This window comes from Streptomyces sp. HP-A2021, assembly GCF_022807935.1.
GTDB lineage: Bacteria > Actinomycetota > Actinomycetes > Streptomycetales > Streptomycetaceae > Streptomyces > Streptomyces afghaniensis.
Genome location: NZ_CP094344.1, coordinates 2,670,471 through 2,690,432 on the forward strand (window position 1 = coordinate 2,670,471; position 19,962 = coordinate 2,690,432).

Consider the following 19,962-nt stretch of genomic DNA (forward strand, 5'->3'; position numbering starts at 1 on the left):
GGCTACTGTGCTCGGCCGGACCGGGACGCTCACGCCGTGTACGGGAACAAGCACGTGCTGTACAGCTGAGCGACACGTGCCGACAAGCGCGCCGCAAGGGGCAGCGCCCCGCACATCAGGCATTCTCCCGGACAGGCGTCGCCCCACCGGGCGTACCCACGTGGGCTGCGGAGAGCGCGCCCACCGCGAGGCCGAGAAGAGAGTGACGATGACCGACGCACGGGAGTCCGCCGGCCCGAACGGCGCAACACCCGCTCGGCACGCGCCCGGCACGCCCTGCTGGGTGAGCCTGATGGTGCACGGGCCGGACGCGACCCAGGAGTTCTACGGAACGCTGTTCGGCTGGGAGTTCCACCAGGGCCCCCGGCAACTGGGCCCGTATGTACGGGCGCTGCTCGACGGACACGAGGTGGCGGGCATCGGCCAACTGCCGCCGGACCGTCATCTGCCCATCGCGTGGACTCCCTACTTCGCCTCGGAGAATGTGGATCTGACCGTCGAGACGGTGCGCAGTTGCGGCGGCACGATCGGTGTGGGCCCGCTGGACGCCGCCGATGCCGGCCGCCTGGCGATCTGCGCCGATCCCTCGGGTGCGGTCTTCGGCGTCTGGCAGGCCGCCGCGCACCTCGGCACGGCCGTCTCGGGCGTCCCCGGCACACCCGCCTGGAACGAGCTGCTGACCTTCGAGTCGGCGAGCGTCGCCAAGTTCTACCGGTCGGTGTTCGGCTACCAGGAGGAGCCGGTGGTGTCCGCCGACTTCGACTACGTGACCCTGCACCTCGGGGGCGGGCCCGTCGCCGGCATCCACGGGCTGGGGCAGGCACTGCCCCGCGACCGGGGCCCGCACTGGGTGACGTACTTCCAGGTCGCCGATGTCGAGGACGCCCTGGACCACCTCGTGCATCTGGGCGGCCACGTCCTCAAGCCGGCTCACGACACGGCGCACGGCCGGGTGGCGATGGTGGCGGACCCGGAGGGGGCGCGGTTCGCGCTGGTGCGACGGCAGCGCTGATGCTCTGCCGACCCTGCCGGGGGTGAAGGCACCGCCCGGTGGTCAGGAGGACGACACGGGCAACACGTCCGGGGACAGGGCCGCCGCTCGGGCCGTCGCCGAGGTCATGCGGCGCCTGTGATGGCGGCGGCACAGGACCTCGTAGCCGACCTCGTCGGCGGAGCGGGTGACGTCTCCGACGACCACCTGGGCACCCTCGACGACCATGACGCCGCCTATCGTGCGGGCGTTGTGCGTGGCCCGGGCGCCGCACCAGCACAAGGCCTCGACCTGGAGCACCTCGACCCGGTCGGCCAGTTCCACCAGCCGCTGGGAGCCGGGGAACAGCTTGGAGCGGAAGTCGGTCGTGATGCCGAAGGCGTAGACGTCGAGGCCCAGGTCGTCGACCACCCGCGCGAGTTGGTCGATCTGCTCCGGCGCGAGGAACTGCGCCTCGTCGGCGATCACGTAGTCCGCGCGGCCGCCCTGGGAGAGGTGGTCGACGAGGTAGGCGTAGAGGTCCTGGCCGTCCTCGACCTCCACCGCGTCCGTGACCAGGCCGAGGCGCGAGGACAACTTGCCCTCGCCGGCCCGGTCGTCGCGCGAGAAGATCATGCCCTGGAGGCCGCGCGCCGAGCGGTTGTGCTCGATCTGGAGAGCCAGCGTCGACTTCCCGCAGTCCATCGTTCCGGAGAAGAACACCAGCTCGGGCATGTCGAGTTGAGCACCTTTCGGCGAGAGAGGTCAGGCGTGGGAGATCGGGATGGGGCTTCAGGAGCGTACTTCGAGCAGCGGGACCAGCTGCTCGGCGGGGGTCATCGAACCGTGGTTGCCGACCATCGCCGACTCCTTCGGCTCCCGCTCGGAGGCGATGAGCAGCACGTCGTCGCGCGCGGCGGCGACCACGTCGCCGATACGGCCGTACACCCGTTCGTCGATCTTCGGGCCGAACCAGCCCGCCGCGATGGCCTCGTCGCGTGAGGCCACCCAGAACTGCTCGCCGAGCACCTCGCGCCAGCAGGTCAGGACGTCGTTCGCGGCGCCGGGCACCGCGTAGACGTGCCGGGCGCGGCCCTCGCCGCCGAGCAGGGCGACTCCGGCGCTCAGCTCCCAGTCCTCGTCGAAGTCGATGCGGTGCTCTTCGTCGAAGGGCACGTCGATCATGCCGTGGTCGGCGGTGATGTAGAGGGCGCTGCGCGGCGGCAGTTGCTCCGCCAGACGCTGGACCAGGCGGTCGGCGTACATGAGCTGGCCGCGCCAGGTGTCGGAGTCGACGCCGAAACGGTGGCCGGCGCCGTCGACCTCGGCGAAGTACGTGTAGACCAGGGAGCGGTCCCCCGCGGCCAGTTGCTCGGCCGCCAGGTCCATACGGTCCTCGCCGGTCAGCCGCCCGAGGAACGTTCCGCCGCTGAGCGCGACCCTGGTCAGCGGGGTGTTCTCGAAGGTCGGCGACGACACCTGCGCGGCGTGCACGCCCGCCTCGTGGGCCAGCTGGAACACCGTCGGGTACGGCTGCCAGGGGCCGGGCGGGGCCCAGGGCTGCCAGCGCAGCTGGTTCATCAGCTCGCCGGTGTCCGGGTTGCGCACGGTGTAGCCGGGAAGGCCGTGCACGCCGGGCGGCAGGCCGGTGCCGACCGAGGCGAGGGAGGTGGCCGTGGTCGCCGGGTAGCCGGCGGTGAGCGGGCGTCCGGTGCCGCCGCGCGAGGTGGCGAGCAGGGACGTCATGAAGGGGGCGTCCTCGGGGTGCGCCCTGAGCTGCTCCCAGCCGAGGCCGTCGATCAAGAACACGCAGTTCCGGTCGGCGGGGGTCAGCTCGGAGATCGCGGCGCTCATGCCCGGCACGCCCAGGCCGGCGGCCAGCGTGGGCAGCAGGTCGGCGAGGGAGCCGCTCCCGTACTCGGGGGCCGGTGCGGAGGTGACGGTGAGCGGTTCGGGGTGCTGGTCCCAGGCCGTCTTGGGGTGTGCCATCAGCGAGCGGTGTCCGCGGTCGCCTCGGAGAGCGCCTGCGCGAAGGCGAGTGCCTGGCGCACGGTCTCCGGTCCGTCCCCCGCCTCGCTGACGCGCAAGCTGAGGTCGTCCGCCGTCGAGTTGCCGGTGTAGCCGTGGTCCGCCTCGCAGTTGGGGTCGCCGCAGGCGGCCGGCTCCAGGTCGATGCGGGAGACGGCGCCCCAGCCGATGGTGAGGACGACCTCACGGGGCAGGGTGCCCGGCTTGTAGGACTCCGGGTTGGCGACCACCCGGCTGACCACGATCGACGAGATGCGGCTCATCTTCACGGACTCCGTCGACGTCGTGGCGTACGGCGTCGGGGAGGTGCTGTCGGCGGCCTGTTCGTCGGTGTGGCTGACGATGAAGCGGTGGTCGGTGAGGACGAGCACCGTCACATGCCGCCGCACCTCGTTCTGGTCGAACGTCGTCTCCTGGTGGACCAGGTACGACCGGATGGGCTCGCCGCCCACGGCGGCCTCCACCGCCTCGGCCACGAGGGCCGGGTAGTAGCCGCTGCGCTCGATCGCCGCCCGCAGCCCCTGGGTCGTCGTACTGGTCTTGGCCATGACGCCCATCCTACGGGGGACCACTGACTGCGAGGCACCGCTCGCCCCCTGTCAGTACGCGGGGAGCGTCCTCGTCAGTACGCGGGGAGCGTCCTCGGGCCGAGGTCGTCGCGGGCGGGCGGTGGCGCGAGGCGGACGGAAGCGCCCAGGACGCTCAGGCCGTGCGAGGCGACGACCACCGGCTCCAGGGTGACCGCGACGACCTCGGGATGGTCGTCCACCAGCCGGGACACCCGCAGCAGCAGCTCCTCCAGGGCGCGGGTGTCGGCCGGTGCGGAGCCGCGCCAGCCGAACAGCAGGGGTGCGGTGCGGATCGAGCGCACCAGCGAGGTCGCCTCCTTGTCGGTGACCGGGATGAGCCGGTGGGCCGTGTCCCCGAGCAACTGCGAGGCGGCCCCGGCCAGCCCGAAGGAGAGCACGGCTCCGGCGGCGGGGTCGATGACGGCCCGTACGACGACGTCCACGCCGCGCGGCGCCATCCGCTGCACGACGGGGCGCAGCTCCTCCGGGGCTCCGAACAGCTCGGTCAACTCGGTGTACGACCGTCGCAGTTGGTCCTCGTCCGCGAGGTCGAGGCGTACGCCGCCCAGGTCGGCGCGGTGCCGCAGGTGCGGGGCGGTGGCCTTGAGGGCGACGGGGTAGCCGAGGGTGCGGGCGGCCTCGGCGGCGGCGTCGGGGGTCGGGGCGGGCAGGGCGCGGTGGACGGGGATGCCGTAGTGGCCGAGCAGGTCGCAGGTCTCTTCCGTGCCGAGCGTGAGTCCCTGCCCGCGCGCGAGGAGCCCGTCGATCAGTGTGGCGGCTCCCTTCTCGTCGATGTCCTCGTACTCGGGCACCTTGCCGGGGTCGGCGGCGTCGCGCCGCCACTGCGCGTAGGTGACGGCCTGCGCGAGGGCACGCACGGCACGCTCGGCGGCGGGGTAGGCGGGGATGAGGTGCTCGCCTTCGGGAGCCTCGGCGGTGGGGAGTCGTTCTTCGGTGGATGCCGGGCGAGGGGCGGTGTGTGGAGGTTGGTCCGCCTCGGTCTGCGGTGCCGTGCTCGCCGCCGCAGACAGCGCCTCCGCGAGGCCCCCCAGCTCCACGTGCACCACCAGGACCGGCTTGGCCGGGGCGGCGGCGGCCGCGGAGCGCAGCGCGTCGGCGAGGGCCGCGTCCGCGACCGAGCCCTCCCCCACCGCCGGTATGGCGGTGACGACCACCGCGTCGCACCGGTCGTCGGCCAGCGCCCGCGACAGGGCCGTGTGGAAGTCCGCGGCGGAGGCCGCCGTGGTCAGGTCCTGCGGGGGGTGCGGCCGCAGCCCCTCGGCGAGGCACGCGTCGTACGTGAGCAGGCCGAGCGACTCGGAGTTGCCGAGGATCGCCACCCGGGGCCCGGCCGGCAGCGGCTGGCGCGCCAGGAGCAGCCCGGCGTCCACCAGCTCGGTGATGGTGTCGACCCGGATGACGCCGGCCTGCCGCAGCAGCGCGGAGACGGTCGCGTGCGGCAGCCGGGTCGCCCGTACTGCGTGCCCCTGGGGCGCGGCCGCGTGCCGGGCGCCCTGGACCACGACCAGTGGCTTCGCCGCGGCCGTGCGGCGGGCGAGGCGGGTGAACTTGCGGGGGTTGCCGATCGACTCCAGGTACATGAGGACGACGTCGGTGTCGGGGTCCTCGTACCAGTACTGGAGGACGTCGTTGCCGGAGACGTCGGCCCGGTTGCCGGAGGAGACGAAGGTGGAGACGCCGGTCACGCCCGTGACGCCGCCGCCGCGCCGGTGCAGCCGGGACAGCAGGGCGATGCCGATGGCGCCGGACTGGGCGAACAGGCCGATGCGGCCCGGGCGCGGCGTCTCGGGCGCGAGGGAGGCGTTGAGCCGTACCCGTGGGGAGGTGTTGATGATGCCGAAGGCGTTCGGCCCGATGATCCGCATGCCGTACGTGCGCGCGTGCCGCACGAGTGCGCGCTGGCGTTCGCGCCCCTCGGTGCCGCTCTCGGCGTATCCGGCGGAGACCACGACCAGCCCCTGCACGCCGTGTTCGCCGCACTCGGTGACGACCTCGGGCACATGTTCGGCCGGCACGGCGACGACCGCGAGGTCGACCGGGCCGTCGATGTCCCGCACCGAGCGGTGGGCGGGAACCCCGTCGAGCTCCTTCTGCCCCTCGGGCAGTGCCCTGTTCACGGCGTAGAGGCGGCCGGTGTACCCGGCGTCGCGGATGTTGCCGAGGACGCTGCGGCCCACGCCGCCCGGGGTGCGCCCGGCTCCGATGACGGCGACCGAGCCGGGGGCGAGCAGCCGCTGCACGGACCGGGCCTCGGCGCGATGCTCGCGCGCGTACTGCACGGCGAGGGAGCGGTCGGTGGGTTCGAGGTCGAACTCCAGACGGACGACGCCGTCCTCGAAGCTGCGTTTCTGCGTGTACCCGGCGTCTGTGAACACCTTGATCATTTTGTTGTTGGCGGGCAGCACCTCGGCGGCGAAGCGGCGGATGCCGCGCTCGCGGGCGACGGCGGCGATGTGTTCCAGGAGAGCGGAGGCGACGCCCCGGCCCTGGTGGGCGTCCTGCACCAGGAAGGCGACCTCGGCCTCGTCGGCGGGCGCGGACGCGGGCGTTCCGTCCGCGCCGATCCGGTCGTAGCGTACGGTGGCGATGAACTCGCCGCCGACTGTGGCCGCGAGTCCCACCCGGTCCACAAAGTCGTGGTGCGTGAAGCGGTGGACGTCCTTGGCGGACAGGCGAGGGTACGGCGCGAAGAAGCGGTAGTACTTCGACTCGTCGGAGACCTGCTCGTAGAAGCTGACCAGGCGCTCGGCGTCATCAACGGTGATGGGCCGGATGCGCGCGGTGCCACCGTCGCGCAGCACCACGTCGGCTTCCCAGTGGGCGGGATACTCGTGCCGGTCCGGCGAGGTCTGCATGGGCCCCAGAGTACGTCTGGCGTCTGACAACGGCGCGAGGCAGTCTGTGGAGGGCGTCAGTCGGGTCGAGGCCGCGATCCGACGGCACCCCGGGGCGGTGCATCAGGACCGCTCCGGCAGCTTCACGTATGGGAAACTGGTCTAGACAACCTTGAAAACCGAAGGGCAGCAACACATGGCTGAGCGCCGCGTCAACGTCGGCTGGGCCGAGGGCCTCCACGCCCGCCCCGCCTCCATCTTCGTCCGAGCCGCCACGGCCGCAGGCGTCCCGGTGACGATCGCCAAGGCAGACGGCAACCCCGTCAACGCGGCCTCCATGCTGGCCGTCCTCGGCCTCGGTGCCCAGGGCGGCGAGGAGATCGTCCTCGCCTCCGACGCCGAGGGTGCGGACGCCGCCCTGGACCGGCTGGCGAAGCTGGTCTCCGAGGGCCTCGAGGAACTGCCCGAGACCGTCTGAGCATTCTTCCGCGCCTGATCCGGTACCCCCGGCCCGGTGCATCCTGAAGGGCTCGTCCGAATTCATCGGGCGAGCCCTTCGCCATTCCCGGGCGCGGGTCGCCATTTCCGGTCTCACGGGCCGTGAATTCCCCGTTCCCGGGCAGCAGAAATAATCCCCCGCGAATTACCTGCTCTTTGTATACGGCTCTTGTGTTAATGCCGCGGGCTCGCCGTGTTTACGGGATGTTGCGAGTTCCTCACACGCTCGGCCCGCTCCCCGGCGGAGCCGAAACGCAGCCGGTGCGCGGCCGTCGCGCGCTCGGTGTGCAGCGCCGTGACCGCCCGCGCGCGCTCGCTGTCCCCGCGCGCCACCGCGTCCACGATCGCGCCGTGCTCGGTCCATGACTCCACGGGCCCGGCCGGCGCCTCGACGGTGTACATCCAGGCGATCTTGTGACGGAGCTGGGTGAGCATCGAGGTCAGCGCGGGGCTGCCGGAGGCCTGCGCGAGCGTCTCGTGGAACCAGCCGCCCAGGGAGCGCAGGTCGTCGCTGTTGCCCCGGCGGGCGCGCTCCTGGCCGAGCCTGACCAGGCCGCGCAGGACCTTCAGATGGGCCTCGGTGCGGCGCTGGGCGGCGCGGGCCGCGCCGAGCGGCTCCAGCAGCAGCCGCATCTCCAGCAGGTCGGCGGCCTCCTGCTCGGTGGGTTCGGCGACGCACGCGCCCGCGTGCCGCCGGGTCACCACGAAGCCCTCTGCCTCCAGGGTGCGCAGGGCCTCCCGGACGGGGACGCGCGAGACGCCGTAGCGGCGGGCGAGGAGTTCCTCGGTCAGCCGGCCGCCGCGTTCGTAGACACCCGCGACGATGTCGTCCCGGATGGCCGTGCACACCGAGTGCGCGGGAATGCGCATGACCGACCTCCGTTTAATCCCCGTGAAACGTCGAACGAGTGACGCGTGTTCCGTGACTCTATTGCAATGAGCCGGAATTTCCGACGGCAGACCGGAATCCAGGGATATTTTTTGGACAGCCGGGCGTCACAAACGCCGAAAGCCCCGGCTCGGGGAGCCGGGGCCTCGGGGAAGCGGAGTGGTACGCCGTCGGACTGCGCCGTCAGACGCTCACGCCGTGCGAGCGGAGGTAGGCGACGGGGTCGATGTCGGAGCCGTACTCGGGGCTCGTCCGGGCCTCGAAGTGCAGGTGCGCACCGGTGACGTTGCCGGTCGCGCCGGACAGGCCGATCTGCTGGCCGGGGGTGACCTTCTGGCCCACCGAGACGCTGATCGACGACAGGTGGCCGTACTGGGTGTACGTGCCGTCGTTCATCTTGATCACGATCTGGTTGCCGTAGGAGCCGCCCCAGCCGGCCTCGACGACCTCGCCCATGCCGACCGCGTGGACGGAGGTGCCGCTGGCGGCGTGGAAGTCGACGCCGGTGTGGCTGCCGGAGGACCACAGGCCGCTGCTGGCCTGGTAGCCGGTGGAGACGTACGAGCCGGAGATCGGGGGCACGAACGTGTTGAGGCGCTTGCGCTCGGCCTCGCGGGCGGCGCGCTCCTTGGCCTCGCGGGCCTTCTCGGCGGCCTCCTTGGCCTCCTTGGCCGCCTCGGCGGCCCGCTCGCGGGCGGCCTCCTCGGCCTTCTTCTTGGCGGCGGCCTCCTCGGCGGCCTGCTTCTGGGCCGCGGCCTGCGCGTCGATCTGCTGGGCCACGGTGTCGCCCATGGTGACGACGGGGGTGAGGCCGGTCTGCTCGACGGCGGGCTCGGCGGCGAAGGCCGGGGCGGCCACGGTGCCGATGACACCGGTGGTGGCGAGGGCCGCGACGCCCGCTGCGCGGGCCGTGCCGCGCTGCATACGGCTGGGACGACGATGCTTCCCGGTGGCGCGGGTGAACGCCATGGAGTGCCTGGTCCTTTCCTTCCTTCTCGCCTACCGGGTTAGCTGACGGGTTCGGAGCAGGAAGGTCTCCTACGGACCCCCTCGCGGCTCGCGCGGGCGTCCGATTCACCCCAGGGACTGCGGTGGGTCCCCGGCTCCCCTGGCTCGCGCCGTACGGGGACTCGGCGATGACTGTCCGGTGCCGCGGGTGCGGCGCACTGCCTGACGAACAGCCCGGACGACGCTAAGCGGGGCCACTTTCAATTCCCAAACGGATCCCGGCTTTTGTAGCGCATCCCACAGGGCAGACAGGCAACCTCCATATCAATTCGGGCATAAAGGAGCCCTGGTGCCTTGGAAGACAACCAGGGCCCCTGCGTGCGCGGGCCGCTACTCGGCGGCCACGACGGAGACTTCGCCGATGCCCAGGGCCTCGACCGGGCCCTTGATCTGCGCCGCGTCACCGACGAGCACGGTCACCAGACGGTCCACCGGGAAGGCGCTGACGACCGCCGCGGTGGCCTCCACGGTGCCGGTCGCGGCCAGCTGCCGGTACAGCGTGGCCTGGTAGTCGTCGGGCAGGTGCTGCTCGACCTGGTCGGCCAGCGTGCTCGCGACGGCCGCCGCCGTCTCGTACTTCAGCGGCGCCACGCCGACCAGGTTCTGCACGGCGACGTCCCGCTCGGCGTCGGTCAGTCCCCCGGCGGCGAGGGTGCGCAGCACCGTCCACAGGTCCTGGAGGGCGGGGCCGGTGTTGGGGGTGTCCACGGAGCCGGTGATGGCGAGCATCGCGGCACCGGTCCCGTCCGGGGCTGACCTGAGGACCTGGCCGAACGCCCGCACCCCGTAGGTGTAGCCCTTCTCCTCGCGCAGCACGCGGTCCAGGCGGGAGGTGAGGGTGCCGCCGAGGCAGTACGTGCCGAGCACCTGCGCGGGCCACACGCGGTCGTGCCGGTCCGGGCCGATGCGGCCGATCAGCAGCTGCGTCTGGACGGCACCGGGGCGGTCCACGATGACGACGCGTCCCGTGTCGTCGGCGGTCACCGGCGGCACCGGGCGCGGCTCGGCCGCGGAGCCGGTCCAGGCGCCCAGCGTGTCGCTCAGCAGGGCGTCGAGGTCGATGCCGGTGAGGTCGCCGACGACCACGGCGGTGGCCGTGGCGGGCCTGACGTGCCGCTCGTAGAAGGCGCGTACGGCCGCGGAGTCGATCGCCGCGACCGTCTCCTCGGTGCCCTGGCGGGGCCGGGACATGCGCGAGCCCGCCGGGAAGAGCTCCTTGGAGAGCTCCTTGGCGGCGCGCCGGGAGGGGTTGGCCAGCTCGTGCGGGATCTCGTCGAGGCGGTTGCGGACGAGCCGCTCGACCTCGCTGTCCGCGAACGCGGGAGCCCTCAGGGCGTCGGCGATCAGGCCGAGCCCCTTGGCGAGCCGGGAGGCCGGCACCTCCAGGCTGAGCCGGACGCCGGGGTGGTCGGCATGCGCGTCGAGGGTGGCGCCGGCGCGCTCCAGCTCGGCGGCGAAGTCCTCGGCCGAGTGCTTGTCGGTGCCCTCGGAGAAGGCCCGGGCCATGATCGTGGCCACGCCGTCGAGGCCGGCCGGCTCGGCGTCCAGGGGCGCGTCCAGCAGCACCTCCACGGCGACGACCTGCTGGCCGGGGCGGTGGCAGCGCAGGACCGTCAGGCCGTTGCCGAGGGTGCCGCGCTCGGGGGCCGGGAAGGCCCACGGCTTGGCCTCGCCCGCCTGCGGCTGGGGGTGGAAGTCCATCGTGGCGAGCTCGGTCACTTGGCCGCCTCCTCGTTCTCGTTCAGGGCCGCGGCTGCGGTGTCCTCGGTGGTGTCGGCGTCCTCGGCGGTCTCCGCGTCGCTCGTCTCGCCGGCGACGGGCTCGTAGACGAGTACCGCGCGGTTGTCGGGCCGCAGCCGGGCCTTGGCGACCTCCTGGACCTCCTCGGCCGTCACCTCCAGCACCCGCTGCACGGCCGTCAGGGCCAGCTGCGGGTCGCCGAACAGGACGGCGTACCGGCACAGTTCGTCGGCACGGCCGGCGACCGTGCCGAGCCGGTCCAGCCACTCGCGCTCCAACTGGGCCTGGGCGCGCTCCATCTCCTCGGCCGTGGGGCCCTCCTCGGCGAACCGGGCGAGCTCCTCGTCGATGGCGGACTCGATGACCGGGACCTCCACGTCACCGGACGTCTTCACGTCCAGCCACCCCAGGGAGGGCGCCCCGGCGAGCCGCAGCAGGCCGAAGCCGGCCGCCACGGCCGTACGGTCCCGCCGCACGAGGCGGTTGTACAGGCGGGAGGACTCGCCGCCGCCGAGGACGGTGAGGGCCAGGTCGGCCGCGTCGCACGCGCGCGTGCCGTCGTGCGGCAGCCGGTAGGCGGCCATCAGGGCACGAGCCGGGACCTCCTCCTCGACGACCTCGCGCAGCTGCTCGCCGATGATCTCCGGCAGCGCGCCGTCCCGGGGCGCGGGCTTGCCGTCGTGGCCGGGAATGGAGCCGAAGTACTTCTCGATCCAGGCCAGGGTCTGCTCCGGGTCGATGTCGCCGACGACGGAGAGCACGGCGTTGTTCGGTGCGTAGTAGGTGCGGAAGAACGCGCGCGCGTCCTCCAGGGTGGCCGCGTCCAGGTCGGCCATCGAGCCGATCGGGGTGTGGTGGTAAGGGTGGCCCTCCGGGTAGGCGAGGGCGGTCAGCTTCTCGAAGGCGGTGCCGTAGGGGACGTTGTCGTAGCGCTGCCGGCGCTCGTTCTTGACGACGTCCCGCTGGTTCTCCATGGACTCGTCGTCGAGCGCGGCCAGCAGGGAGCCCATGCGGTCGGCCTCCAGCCAGAGGGCGAGCTCCAGCTGGTGGGCGGGCATGGTCTCGAAATAGTTGGTCCGCTCGAAGCTGGTGGTGCCGTTCAGCGAGCCGCCCGCGCCCTGGACGAGCTCGAAGTGGCCGTTGCCCTTCACCTGGGCGGAACCCTGGAACATCAGGTGCTCGAAAAGGTGAGCCAGGCCGGTACGCCCCTTGACTTCGTGGCGCGAGCCGACGTCGTACCAGAGGCACACCGCCGCGACCGGGGTCAGGTGGTCCTCGGAGAGCACCACGCGCAGGCCGTTGGCCAGGCGGTGCTCGGTCGCTGTCAGGCCCCCGGAGCCTGCCTGGGCTGTGGCCGTGTGACCCATGGGCATGTACGTCCCTTCGATCGCGGCGCGGTCGCTCGAACCGCGGTTTTTCCTGGCGAGTCCTGCCACTGTATGCAAGCGTGCGGGGCCCTGGTGAAGTTCCCGGGGGGCGTACGCGCAGAGCGAGAGGCGGAAGCGTCCGGGGACCGTGTGCGGCGGTGACGGCGCGCCTGGCCCGGGGCCGGTGGAAGACCGGCGGGAGACCTCGGACCGGCCGGCCCGCTGCGGTCCTCCGACAGCGTCCCGACCGCCGCCCGGGCCCGGCGAGCGGCACCCGCGGCCCGCGTCCGAACCCCTGCCGGGGAGGCCGTGGACCGGGGCCTGGTCCCGGTTGTCAGTGCGGCGGTCCACAATGGTCGGCGTCAGATCTCGTTCAACGCTTCAGCAAGGAGCCGGCAGCGATGGCCCGCCGCAGCACGAAGACCCCGCCGCCCGACGACTCGTACGAGGAGAGAATCCTCGACATCGACGTCGTCGACGAGATGCAGGGCTCCTTCCTCGAGTACGCGTACTCGGTCATCTACTCCCGCGCCCTGCCCGACGCGCGCGACGGCCTCAAGCCGGTGCACCGCCGCATCGTCTACCAGATGAACGAGATGGGCCTGCGCCCCGAGCGCGGGTACGTCAAGTGCGCCCGCGTCGTCGGCGAGGTGATGGGCAAGCTGCACCCGCACGGCGACTCGTCGATCTACGACGCCTTGGTGCGCATGGCCCAGCCCTTCTCGATGCGTGTCCCCCTCGTCGACGGCCACGGCAACTTCGGCTCGCTGGGCAACGACGACCCGCCGGCCGCCATGCGGTACACCGAGTGCCGGATGGCCGAGGCGACGAGCCTGATGACGGAGTCCATCGACGAGGACACCGTCGACTTCAACCCGAACTACGACGGCCAGGAGCGGGAGCCGGTGGCCCTGCCGGCCGCCTTCCCGAACCTCCTGGTCAACGGCGCCTCGGGCATCGCGGTCGGTATGGCCACGAACATGCCGCCGCACAACCTGCGCGAGGTGATCGCCGCCGCCCGCCACCTGATCAGGTACCCGAACGCCGATCTCGACGCCCTGATGAAGCACGTCCCGGGCCCCGACCTGCCCACCGGCGGCCGCATCGTCGGCCTGTCCGGCATCCGGGACGCGTACGAGACGGGCCGCGGCTCGTTCAAGATGCGCGCCACGGTGGCCGTGGAGGCCGTGACGGCCCGCCGCAAGGGCCTCGTGGTCACCGAGCTGCCCTTCACGGTCGGCCCGGAGAAGGTGATCGCCAAGATCAAGGACCTGGTGGGCTCGAAGAAGCTCCAGGGCATCGCCGACGTCAAGGACCTCACCGACCGCGAGCACGGTCTGCGCCTGGTCATCGAGATCAAGAACGGCTTCGTGCCGGAGGCGGTCCTGGAGCAGCTGTACAAGCTGACGCCGATGGAGGAGTCCTTCGGCATCAACAACGTCGCCCTGGTCGACGGCCAGCCGCTCACGCTGGGCCTGAAGGAGCTGCTGGAGGTCTATCTCGACCACCGGTTCACCGTCGTGCGGCGGCGTTCGGAGTTCCGCCGCACCAAGAAGCGCGACCGGCTGCACCTGGTCGAGGGCCTGCTGACGGCCCTGCTGGACATCGACGAGGTCATCCGCCTCATCCGCTCCAGTGAGAACTCCGCGCAGGCGAAGCAGCGCCTGATGGAGCAGTTCTCGCTGAGCGAGGTGCAGACGCAGTACATCCTCGACACGCCGCTGCGCCGGCTGACCAAGTACGACCGCATCGAGCTGGAGACCGAGAAGGACCGGCTCAACGCGGAGATCGAGGAACTGACCCGGATCCTCGACTCGGACACGGAGCTGCGCAAGCTGGTCTCCACCGAACTGGCCACCGTCGCCAAGAAGTTCGGCACCGACCGGCGGACGGTCCTGCTGGAGTCGGGTGGTGCCCCGGTCGCCACGGTGCCGCTCCAGGTGGCCGACGACCCGTGCCGGGTGCTGCTGTCCTCGACCGGTCTGCTGGCCCGTACGGCGAACGGCGAGCCGTTCCCGGAGGACGCCGGTGCCAAGCGCGTGAAGCACGACGTGATCGTCTCGGCGGTGCCCGCCACCGCCCGCGGCGAGGTGGGGGCGGTCACCTCCGCGGGCCGGCTGCTGCGGCTGAACGTGATCGACCTGCCCCAGCTCCCGGAGTCGATGCCGACGCCGAACCTCGCGGGAGGCGCCCCGCTGGCGGAGTTCGTCTCCCTGGAGGACGACGAGACGGTGGTCTGCCTGACGACGCTCGACGAGTCGTCGCCGGGCCTGGCGCTCGGCACGGCACAGGGCGTGGTCAAGCGGGTGGTGCCGGACTATCCGTCCCACAAGGAGGAGCTGGAGGTGATCACCCTCAAGGAGGGTGACCGGATCGTCGGCGCGGTCGAGCTGCGCACCGGAGAGGAGGACCTCGTCTTCATCACCGACGACGCCCAGCTGCTGCGCTTCCAGGCGTCCCAGGTCCGCCCGCAGGGCCGCCCGGCCGGCGGCGTGGCCGGCATCAAGCTCACCGAGGGCGCGAAGGTCATCTCGTTCACGGCGGTGGACCCGGCCGTGGACGCCGTGGTCTTCACCGTCGCCGGCTCGCGGGGCACGCTGGACGACTCCGTGCAGACGACGGCCAAGATGACCCCGTTCGACCAGTACCCGCGCAAGGGCCGCGCCACCGGCGGCGTCCGCTGCCAGCGGTTCCTGAAGGGCGAGGACTGCCTGTCTCTGGCCTGGGCGGGCCCGGCCCCGGCCCTCGCGGCGCAGAAGAACGGCACCCCGGCCGACCTCCCGGAGATGGACCCGCGGCGTGACGGCTCGGGTGTGTCCCTGGCGAAGACGGTGGCCGTGGTGGCGGGGCCGGTCTAGAGCCCGGTGGCGGAGGGCCTCAGGCAGGCTCTTGCAGGTCCTCCCCCGGACTCCGTACGTACCTCAGGACGCCCCACATGCCGTGCTCGTCGGCGTGTGGGGCGTCGCTCCTGCACGCGCCGAGTTCCTTGTCGAGGGCGTGGGTGTCGATGCCGGAGCCGATGAGGACCAGCTGGGTGAGTCGTTCGCCGCCGGTCGGCCAGGGCTCCGGGTAGAAGCGCAGGAACCGCCCGACGGCATGGACGGCGTAGCGGTTGCGGGTGTCGTACGGCCCGAAGTCGACGTAGCCCTTGATCCGGTACAGCCCTTCGGGCCGGCTGTCGAGGAACTCCATCAGCCCGCGCGGGTCGAGGGGTTCCTCCGAGACGAACGACAGGCTGTCGTAGGTGCTGTGCAGGTGCCCGGCGTGGTCGTCGGTGCCGTGCTCGTGCAGGTCGTCGAAGGACAGCTGTCCGATGCGTTCCTCGGTGGGCCGGCAGTCGAAGAGGAACTCGGGGTCGATCCGGCCGTAGGAGGCCGGGACGACGGCGGCGCGGTCGACGAGGGAGCGGACCAGTCCGAGGACGCGTTCGCCGTCCGCCGCCCGGTCGAGCTTGTTGACCACGACGAGATCGGCCAGCGCGAGATGCCGGTCGATCTCGGGATGCCTGGACCGGGTGTCGTCGAACTCGGCGGCGTCGACGACCTCGACGAGCCCGCCGTACACGATCCCCGGGATCTCGCTGGCGAGCACCATCCGTACGAGTTCCTGCGGCTCGGCCAGCCCGCTCGCCTCGATGACGATGACGTCGATGCCGAGGGAGGGTTCCGCGAGCCGTTCCAGGTACTGGTCCAGCTCGCTCGCGTCGACGGCACAGCACAGACAGCCGTTGCCGAGCGAGACCGTCGAGTCGCCGAGCGCTCCCGCCACGGCCATCGCGTCGATCTCGATGGCCCCGAAGTCGTTGACGATGGCGCCGATGCGGCTGCCGCCGCTGCGGTGGAGGAGGTGGTTGAGCAGTGTGGTCTTTCCCGTGCCGAGGAATCCGGCCAGGACGACGACCGGGATCTGCTGCGGTTCCGGACTCGGCAGGCTCACCGTGCGACCTCTCTCACGCCGACGCGTGCACCGGCTCACGTTCCCGGCACACGTAGGAGGATGGGATGCCGCCCCAGGATACGAGCCGTGGGAATCGCGGCGAAGTGAACGATTGTTAGCAGCACTCGCGGGGCAGACGTTGGTCATGGCGCCGGTTTGTGCGACCCTCGCTTCCCTCCGTGCGCCTCCTCTCCGCCTCCCCGCCGATCAGAGCCGCTCGGCACTCTGGGAGACGGCAAGCGCCGCCCACCGCTCGCCGGTCCCCTCCGGTCGACCCGCATACCGACGACCGGCGGACGTCCGCCTGAATCGGGGGTTGACATGGGCACACGGAATTTGAGCTTTCGGGGGCTGGGCGCCACCGCGTCGGCAGGGATCGTCCTGGCGGCGGGCGCCGCCGTCGCCATGGCCGCGCGGTGGCCGACGCTCCATGCGTTGCGTACACGGATCGAGCACCTGGAAGAGGCCGCGCAGTCACAGCGCCGGACCAACTTCGCCCACCAGCAACGCCTGCACTGGGAGTTGCTGAGCAAGGCGATGGACGATCCGGAGCTGGCCGAGGTGCTGGACCCGTACGACGGGACCGTCTCGCCCAGGAAACTCCGCCAGTTCCTCTTCGCCAATGCCCTCTACACGAACGCCCTGTCCTACCACCGCATGGGCAACATGAGCCGGGAGGAGTTCTTCGGCTTCACCCGGAGCATGCTTCAGAACCCCGTCTTCAGGGAGTACTGGTACGCCTCCCGCCCCCATCGGGCGACCCTCGCCGACTCCTCCGAGGAGGCCAGGCTCGGACACATGGTCGACGACCTCCTCGCGCAGTTGGAGGAGGCGGACACCGACGAGTGGTGGGTGGTCGGGGAACCGCCGGGTGAGTAAGGGGCTTGTGATGGATCTCCCCGGAGACCCCCTGATGACCGGGCCTCGGCCGTAAGCGCCGTACCTCCCGGATCACTCTCCTGAACGCATCACACGGCTGGGCGGTAACGAACCCATAAATCGGCGCGTTTCCCCAGGTGCCAACAAGGTTGACTACTGCGCATCCCGCGAACCGGGTCGACCACCTCCGAACCGCCGCTCCACGCCGCCCGGTTGTCGAGGCCGCGGCCCCACAGGGCCGCATCGCACCGCAGGCTACAGTGCGCACCAAGCCTCGAGATCAAAAGGAACGCCAGAACAGTGAGCCACATCATCCGTCGGATTGGCACCCCTCCCAGCGCGCGGGGAAGTGCGACTGGTGCCAATTGCCCCGATATCTTCGAGCTGTCCGACGGCAGGTTTGCTGTAATCGGCACCGACCTCACCGAAGAACTCGACGGAAAGCTCCCCGGCGACGCGTCCAGGGCCGACTACGAGCGCATCGTCGTGGTCACGCGCAAGACCCTCATCGACGCCAAGGCCGACATTCCTGACGCCTGATCTCGTCGGACACCTGTCGGGCCGGCGCGCGGCTCGGGTCCGGCACCTCCTGGTGCCGGACCCTTCGTGTTCCCGCAGCACCGTCCGTCAGGCAGGCACGGGCGCCGGCGCCTGCGGCCCCACATAGCGCGCCACCGGCCTGATGATCTTCGTGTCCTCCGCCTGCTCCAGGATGTTGGCGCTCCAGCCCACCACGCGCGCGGCGGCGAACGTCGGTGTGAACATCTCACGGGGCAGGCCGCAGAGTTCCATGACCACGCCCGCGTAGTACTCGACGTTGGTGTGGAGTTCACGGCCCGGCTTCAGCTCCGCCAGGATCGCTTCGACGTGCCGCTCGACCTCCACGGCGAAGTCCACCCGTGGACCGCCGAACCCCTGGGCGACCTCGCGCAGCATCCGCGACCGCGGGTCCTCCGTGCGGTAGATCGCGTGCCCGAAGCCCATGATGCGCTCACCGGCGAGCACCCGCTGCCGCACCCAGGAGTCGATACGGTCCGGGGTGCCGATCGCGTCCAGGGTGTCCAGCGCGCGGCTGGGCGCACCTCCGTGCAACGGCCCCGACAGAGCCGCCACCGCCCCGGCGAGGCACGCCGCCACGTCCGCACCCGTCGACGCGATGACCCGAGCCGTGAATGTTGATGCATTGAATCCGTGATCAATGGTTGAGATCAGGTATTGCTCGATCGCCCGTGCGTGCCGCTCGGTCGGCACCGAGCCGGTCAGCATGTACAGGTAGTTGGCCGCGTACGACAGATCCTCACGCGGCTCCACCGGCTCTTGCCCCTGCCCCAGCCGGTGCAGCGCGGTGAGCAGCGTGGGTACGGCCGCGGTCGCCTCGACGGCGTCCTGCCTGCGCCGGTCGGCGTCGATGTCGTACACGGGCCGGAAGCCCTTGGCCGCGCCCAGCAGCGACAGCGCCGTGCGCATCCCGGCGAGCGGGCCGGAGCGCCCGCCGGCCGCGGCGATGGCCGGCAGGGCCGCGCGGACCTCGTCGGGCAGCCGCCGCAGCGCCGCGGTCTGCGCCGCGAAGGCCGCGCTCTGCCCGGCGTCCGGCAGTTCTCCGTGCACGAGCAGGTGCCAGACGTCCTCGAAGGCGCGAGTCCGCGCGAGGTCGACGGCTGAGTACTGGCGGTAGTGGTAAAAGCCCTCGACGCCCCGGACGTCACCGATCCGGGTGTCGGTGACGACGACACCGGCCAGTCCCCGTGGTGCATCGATGAGAGCGGTTGCGGACCTGTTGACGGACATGTCTTCCTCCCTGGACTTGATTTGACTGTCCATGGTTGACTTGACTTGTGTCAATATTGATTTAATCAATACACCAGTCAATGGTCCGCTAGGCGGATACGGTGACCCCCATGCGCGATCAAGAACCCGCCCCCCTCGACCCGGAACGGCGGCTGAGCACCAAGGAGGCCGCCGAGCTGCTCGGCGTGAAGCCGGAGACCGTGTACGCGTACGTGAGCCGCGGTCAGCTCAGCAGCCGACGGGTGACCGGCGGCCGGGGCAGCACCTTCGACGCCAGGGAGGTCGAGGCGCTCGCCCGGCGCAACAGGCGGGAGAGCGCGGGGAGTTCCCCCTCCGGCGGCGAGTTGTCCGTACGGACCCGCATCACACTCATCGAGAGCGACCGGTACTACTACCGCGGTGTCGACGCGGTCGACCTGGCCACGCGGCACACCTACGAGGAGGTCGCCGAGTGGCTGTGGACCGGCCGGATGCGGCCGGGCAGCACGTTCACCGCGCCGGCCGCCTCGGTCGCCGTGGCCCGCCGCGCCGTCGACGCGCTGCCCGAACACGCCGCGCCCACCGATCTGCTGCGCGTCGCGACGATCGCCGCCGCGACCGCCGACCCGTTGCGCTTCGACCTGTCCGAGGACGCCGTGCTCGGCACCGCGCGCACCCTCATCCCCACGCTGGTCGCCGCCCTGCCCCCCGCGTGGCGCGACCGCCGTGACGAAGGCCCCCTGGCCCACCGCCTGTGGAGCAGGCTGTCGGTGCACAAGGACCCCGACGAGGCGTCCCTGCGCGCCCTGGACACCGCGCTCGCCCTCCTCGTCGACCACGACCTGGCCGCCTCGACCCTCGCGGTGCGCGTCGCCGCGTCGGCCCGTGCCCACGCCTACGCGGCGGTCTCCGCCGGACTCGGCGTGATCGAGGGCCCGCTGCACGGCGCGGCCAGCGGGCTCGCGCACCGGCTGCTCCAGGACGTGCTCGACCAGGGCGACGCGGCACCGGTGATCGCGGACGAGCTGCGCGCCGGCCGCCGTATCCCGGGACTCGGCCACCGGCTCTATCCGGGCGAGGACCCACGCGCGCGTGCCCTGTCCGCCCTCCTGGAGCAGATCCCGCGCGCGGAACCCGCCCTCCTCGCGGCCCGGGACATCGTCGAGACCACCGCCCGCCACGCCCCGCTGCACGCCAACGTCGACCTGGCGCTCGCCGTGCTCACCACGTCCTGCGGCATGCCCCCGACCGCGGGCGAGACGATCTTCGCGGTGGCCCGTACGGCGGGCTGGATCGCCCACGCCCTGGAGGAGTACGGCGAGCGCCCGCTGCGCATGCGCCCGAGCGGTCTCTACACGGGTCCGAAGCCGCCGCAACCACTGCCGGAGTAAGCGAAGCCGCCACAGCCGCTGCCGGAGTCAGCAAGGGCGGGGCCGGAATGAGTCGCGACCCAACT

General features: G+C 71.7%; 16 protein-coding genes and 1 riboswitch. Of the genes, 6 read left to right on the forward strand and 10 right to left on the reverse strand.

The window, feature by feature from the left end:
* The first annotated feature begins 208 nt into the window (after positions 1–208).
* Positions 209–1,012, forward strand: coding sequence for a VOC family protein (locus tag MQE23_RS12120; protein WP_037667525.1), 804 nt, complete (start codon positions 209–211; stop codon positions 1,010–1,012).
* Positions 1,013–1,054: 42 nt separating this feature from the next.
* On the opposite strand, the gene MQE23_RS12125 is transcribed toward MQE23_RS12120, so the two are convergent.
* The 4 genes from MQE23_RS12125 to MQE23_RS12140 form a co-directional block, all read right to left on the reverse strand.
* Positions 1,055–1,705: a thymidine kinase gene (locus MQE23_RS12125; protein WP_020270572.1), complete on the reverse strand. Its 651-nt coding sequence runs from the start codon at positions 1,703–1,705 to the stop codon at positions 1,055–1,057.
* A gap of 57 nt (positions 1,706–1,762) precedes the next feature.
* Complete coding sequence (locus MQE23_RS12130) at positions 1,763–2,959, reverse strand: nucleotide pyrophosphatase/phosphodiesterase family protein (RefSeq protein ID WP_020270573.1); 1,197 nt, start codon at positions 2,957–2,959, stop codon at positions 1,763–1,765.
* Positions 2,959–3,555, reverse strand: a complete 597-nt coding sequence (locus MQE23_RS12135) for a DUF5998 family protein (RefSeq protein WP_020270574.1) — start codon at positions 3,553–3,555, stop codon at positions 2,959–2,961. The genes MQE23_RS12130 and MQE23_RS12135 overlap by 1 nt, the downstream gene beginning before the upstream one ends.
* 65 nt (positions 3,556–3,620) lie before the next feature.
* Entirely contained in the window at positions 3,621–6,443 is a 2,823-nt protein-coding gene (locus MQE23_RS12140) for a bifunctional GNAT family N-acetyltransferase/acetate--CoA ligase family protein (protein ID WP_243379166.1), read from the reverse strand.
* A 175-nt stretch (positions 6,444–6,618) separates the two neighbouring features.
* On the opposite strand from MQE23_RS12140, the gene MQE23_RS12145 reads away from it, so the two are divergent.
* Positions 6,619–6,900 (forward strand): HPr family phosphocarrier protein, encoded by a 282-nt coding sequence (locus tag MQE23_RS12145; protein WP_003993478.1) that lies wholly within the window; start codon positions 6,619–6,621, stop codon positions 6,898–6,900.
* 194 nt (positions 6,901–7,094) lie between these two features.
* Here MQE23_RS12145 and MQE23_RS12150 read toward each other — a convergent pair whose 3' ends face one another.
* The 4 genes from MQE23_RS12150 to MQE23_RS12165 form a co-directional block, all read right to left on the reverse strand.
* Positions 7,095–7,790, reverse strand: coding sequence for a GntR family transcriptional regulator (locus tag MQE23_RS12150; protein ID WP_020273712.1), 696 nt, complete (start codon positions 7,788–7,790; stop codon positions 7,095–7,097).
* A 202-nt stretch (positions 7,791–7,992) separates the two neighbouring features.
* Positions 7,993–8,778 (reverse strand): M23 family metallopeptidase, encoded by a 786-nt coding sequence (locus MQE23_RS12155; protein WP_020273711.1) that lies wholly within the window; start codon positions 8,776–8,778, stop codon positions 7,993–7,995.
* A gap of 13 nt (positions 8,779–8,791) precedes the next feature.
* A riboswitch (cyclic di-AMP (ydaO/yuaA leader) is annotated at positions 8,792–8,955 on the reverse strand.
* A gap of 192 nt (positions 8,956–9,147) precedes the next feature.
* Positions 9,148–10,536: a pitrilysin family protein gene (locus MQE23_RS12160; protein WP_020273710.1), complete on the reverse strand. Its 1,389-nt coding sequence runs from the start codon at positions 10,534–10,536 to the stop codon at positions 9,148–9,150.
* Positions 10,533–11,930: a pitrilysin family protein gene (locus MQE23_RS12165; RefSeq protein WP_037670207.1), complete on the reverse strand. Its 1,398-nt coding sequence runs from the start codon at positions 11,928–11,930 to the stop codon at positions 10,533–10,535. Before MQE23_RS12165 ends, MQE23_RS12160 begins: the two co-directional genes overlap by 4 nt.
* A gap of 395 nt (positions 11,931–12,325) precedes the next feature.
* Here MQE23_RS12165 and MQE23_RS12170 point away from each other — a divergent pair, with 395 nt between their 5' ends.
* Positions 12,326–14,782 (forward strand): DNA topoisomerase IV subunit A, encoded by a 2,457-nt coding sequence (locus MQE23_RS12170; protein ID WP_020273708.1) that lies wholly within the window; start codon positions 12,326–12,328, stop codon positions 14,780–14,782.
* A gap of 19 nt (positions 14,783–14,801) precedes the next feature.
* On the opposite strand, the gene MQE23_RS12175 is transcribed toward MQE23_RS12170, so the two are convergent.
* The gene (locus tag MQE23_RS12175) at positions 14,802–15,860 is read right to left on the reverse strand and encodes a GTP-binding protein (protein ID WP_243379167.1); all 1,059 of its coding nucleotides are present in this window, start codon (positions 15,858–15,860) and stop codon (positions 14,802–14,804) included.
* A 321-nt stretch (positions 15,861–16,181) separates the two neighbouring features.
* On the opposite strand from MQE23_RS12175, the gene MQE23_RS12180 reads away from it, so the two are divergent.
* Entirely contained in the window at positions 16,182–16,739 is a 558-nt protein-coding gene (locus tag MQE23_RS12180; protein WP_037670205.1) for a DUF6082 family protein, read from the forward strand.
* A gap of 300 nt (positions 16,740–17,039) precedes the next feature.
* Positions 17,040–17,279, forward strand: coding sequence for a hypothetical protein (locus tag MQE23_RS12185; RefSeq protein WP_020273705.1), 240 nt, complete (start codon positions 17,040–17,042; stop codon positions 17,277–17,279).
* An 87-nt stretch (positions 17,280–17,366) separates the two neighbouring features.
* Here MQE23_RS12185 and MQE23_RS12190 read toward each other — a convergent pair whose 3' ends face one another.
* Complete coding sequence (locus MQE23_RS12190; RefSeq protein ID WP_243379169.1) at positions 17,367–18,527, reverse strand: citrate synthase/methylcitrate synthase; 1,161 nt, start codon at positions 18,525–18,527, stop codon at positions 17,367–17,369.
* A 110-nt stretch (positions 18,528–18,637) separates the two neighbouring features.
* On the opposite strand from MQE23_RS12190, the gene MQE23_RS12195 reads away from it, so the two are divergent.
* Positions 18,638–19,897: a citrate synthase family protein gene (locus MQE23_RS12195; protein ID WP_243379170.1), complete on the forward strand. Its 1,260-nt coding sequence runs from the start codon at positions 18,638–18,640 to the stop codon at positions 19,895–19,897.
* The last annotated feature ends 65 nt before the right edge of the window (positions 19,898–19,962 follow it).

What these genes read in the sequence shown, in the direction of transcription:
- MQE23_RS12125 (WP_020270572.1), bottom strand. Translation starts at nt 1,705, where the DNA reads ATGCCCGAGCTGGTGTTCTTCTCCGGAACGATGGACTGCGGGAAGTCG.
- MQE23_RS12155 (WP_020273711.1), bottom strand. Translation starts at nt 8,778, where the DNA reads ATGGCGTTCACCCGCGCCACCGGGAAGCATCGTCGTCCCAGCCGTATG.
- MQE23_RS12195 (WP_243379170.1), top strand. Translation starts at nt 18,638, where the DNA reads ATGCGCGATCAAGAACCCGCCCCCCTCGACCCGGAACGGCGGCTGAGC.
- MQE23_RS12150 (WP_020273712.1), bottom strand. Translation starts at nt 7,790, where the DNA reads ATGCGCATTCCCGCGCACTCGGTGTGCACGGCCATCCGGGACGACATC.
- MQE23_RS12170 (WP_020273708.1), top strand. Translation starts at nt 12,326, where the DNA reads ATGGCCCGCCGCAGCACGAAGACCCCGCCGCCCGACGACTCGTACGAG.
- MQE23_RS12190 (WP_243379169.1), bottom strand. Translation starts at nt 18,527, where the DNA reads ATGTCCGTCAACAGGTCCGCAACCGCTCTCATCGATGCACCACGGGGA.
- MQE23_RS12135 (WP_020270574.1), bottom strand. Translation starts at nt 3,555, where the DNA reads ATGGGCGTCATGGCCAAGACCAGTACGACGACCCAGGGGCTGCGGGCG.
- MQE23_RS12180 (WP_037670205.1), top strand. Translation starts at nt 16,182, where the DNA reads ATGGGCACACGGAATTTGAGCTTTCGGGGGCTGGGCGCCACCGCGTCG.
- MQE23_RS12145 (WP_003993478.1), top strand. Translation starts at nt 6,619, where the DNA reads ATGGCTGAGCGCCGCGTCAACGTCGGCTGGGCCGAGGGCCTCCACGCC.
- MQE23_RS12165 (WP_037670207.1), bottom strand. Translation starts at nt 11,930, where the DNA reads ATGCCCATGGGTCACACGGCCACAGCCCAGGCAGGCTCCGGGGGCCTG.
- MQE23_RS12130 (WP_020270573.1), bottom strand. Translation starts at nt 2,959, where the DNA reads ATGGCACACCCCAAGACGGCCTGGGACCAGCACCCCGAACCGCTCACC.
- MQE23_RS12140 (WP_243379166.1), bottom strand. Translation starts at nt 6,443, where the DNA reads ATGCAGACCTCGCCGGACCGGCACGAGTATCCCGCCCACTGGGAAGCC.
- MQE23_RS12120 (WP_037667525.1), top strand. Translation starts at nt 209, where the DNA reads ATGACCGACGCACGGGAGTCCGCCGGCCCGAACGGCGCAACACCCGCT.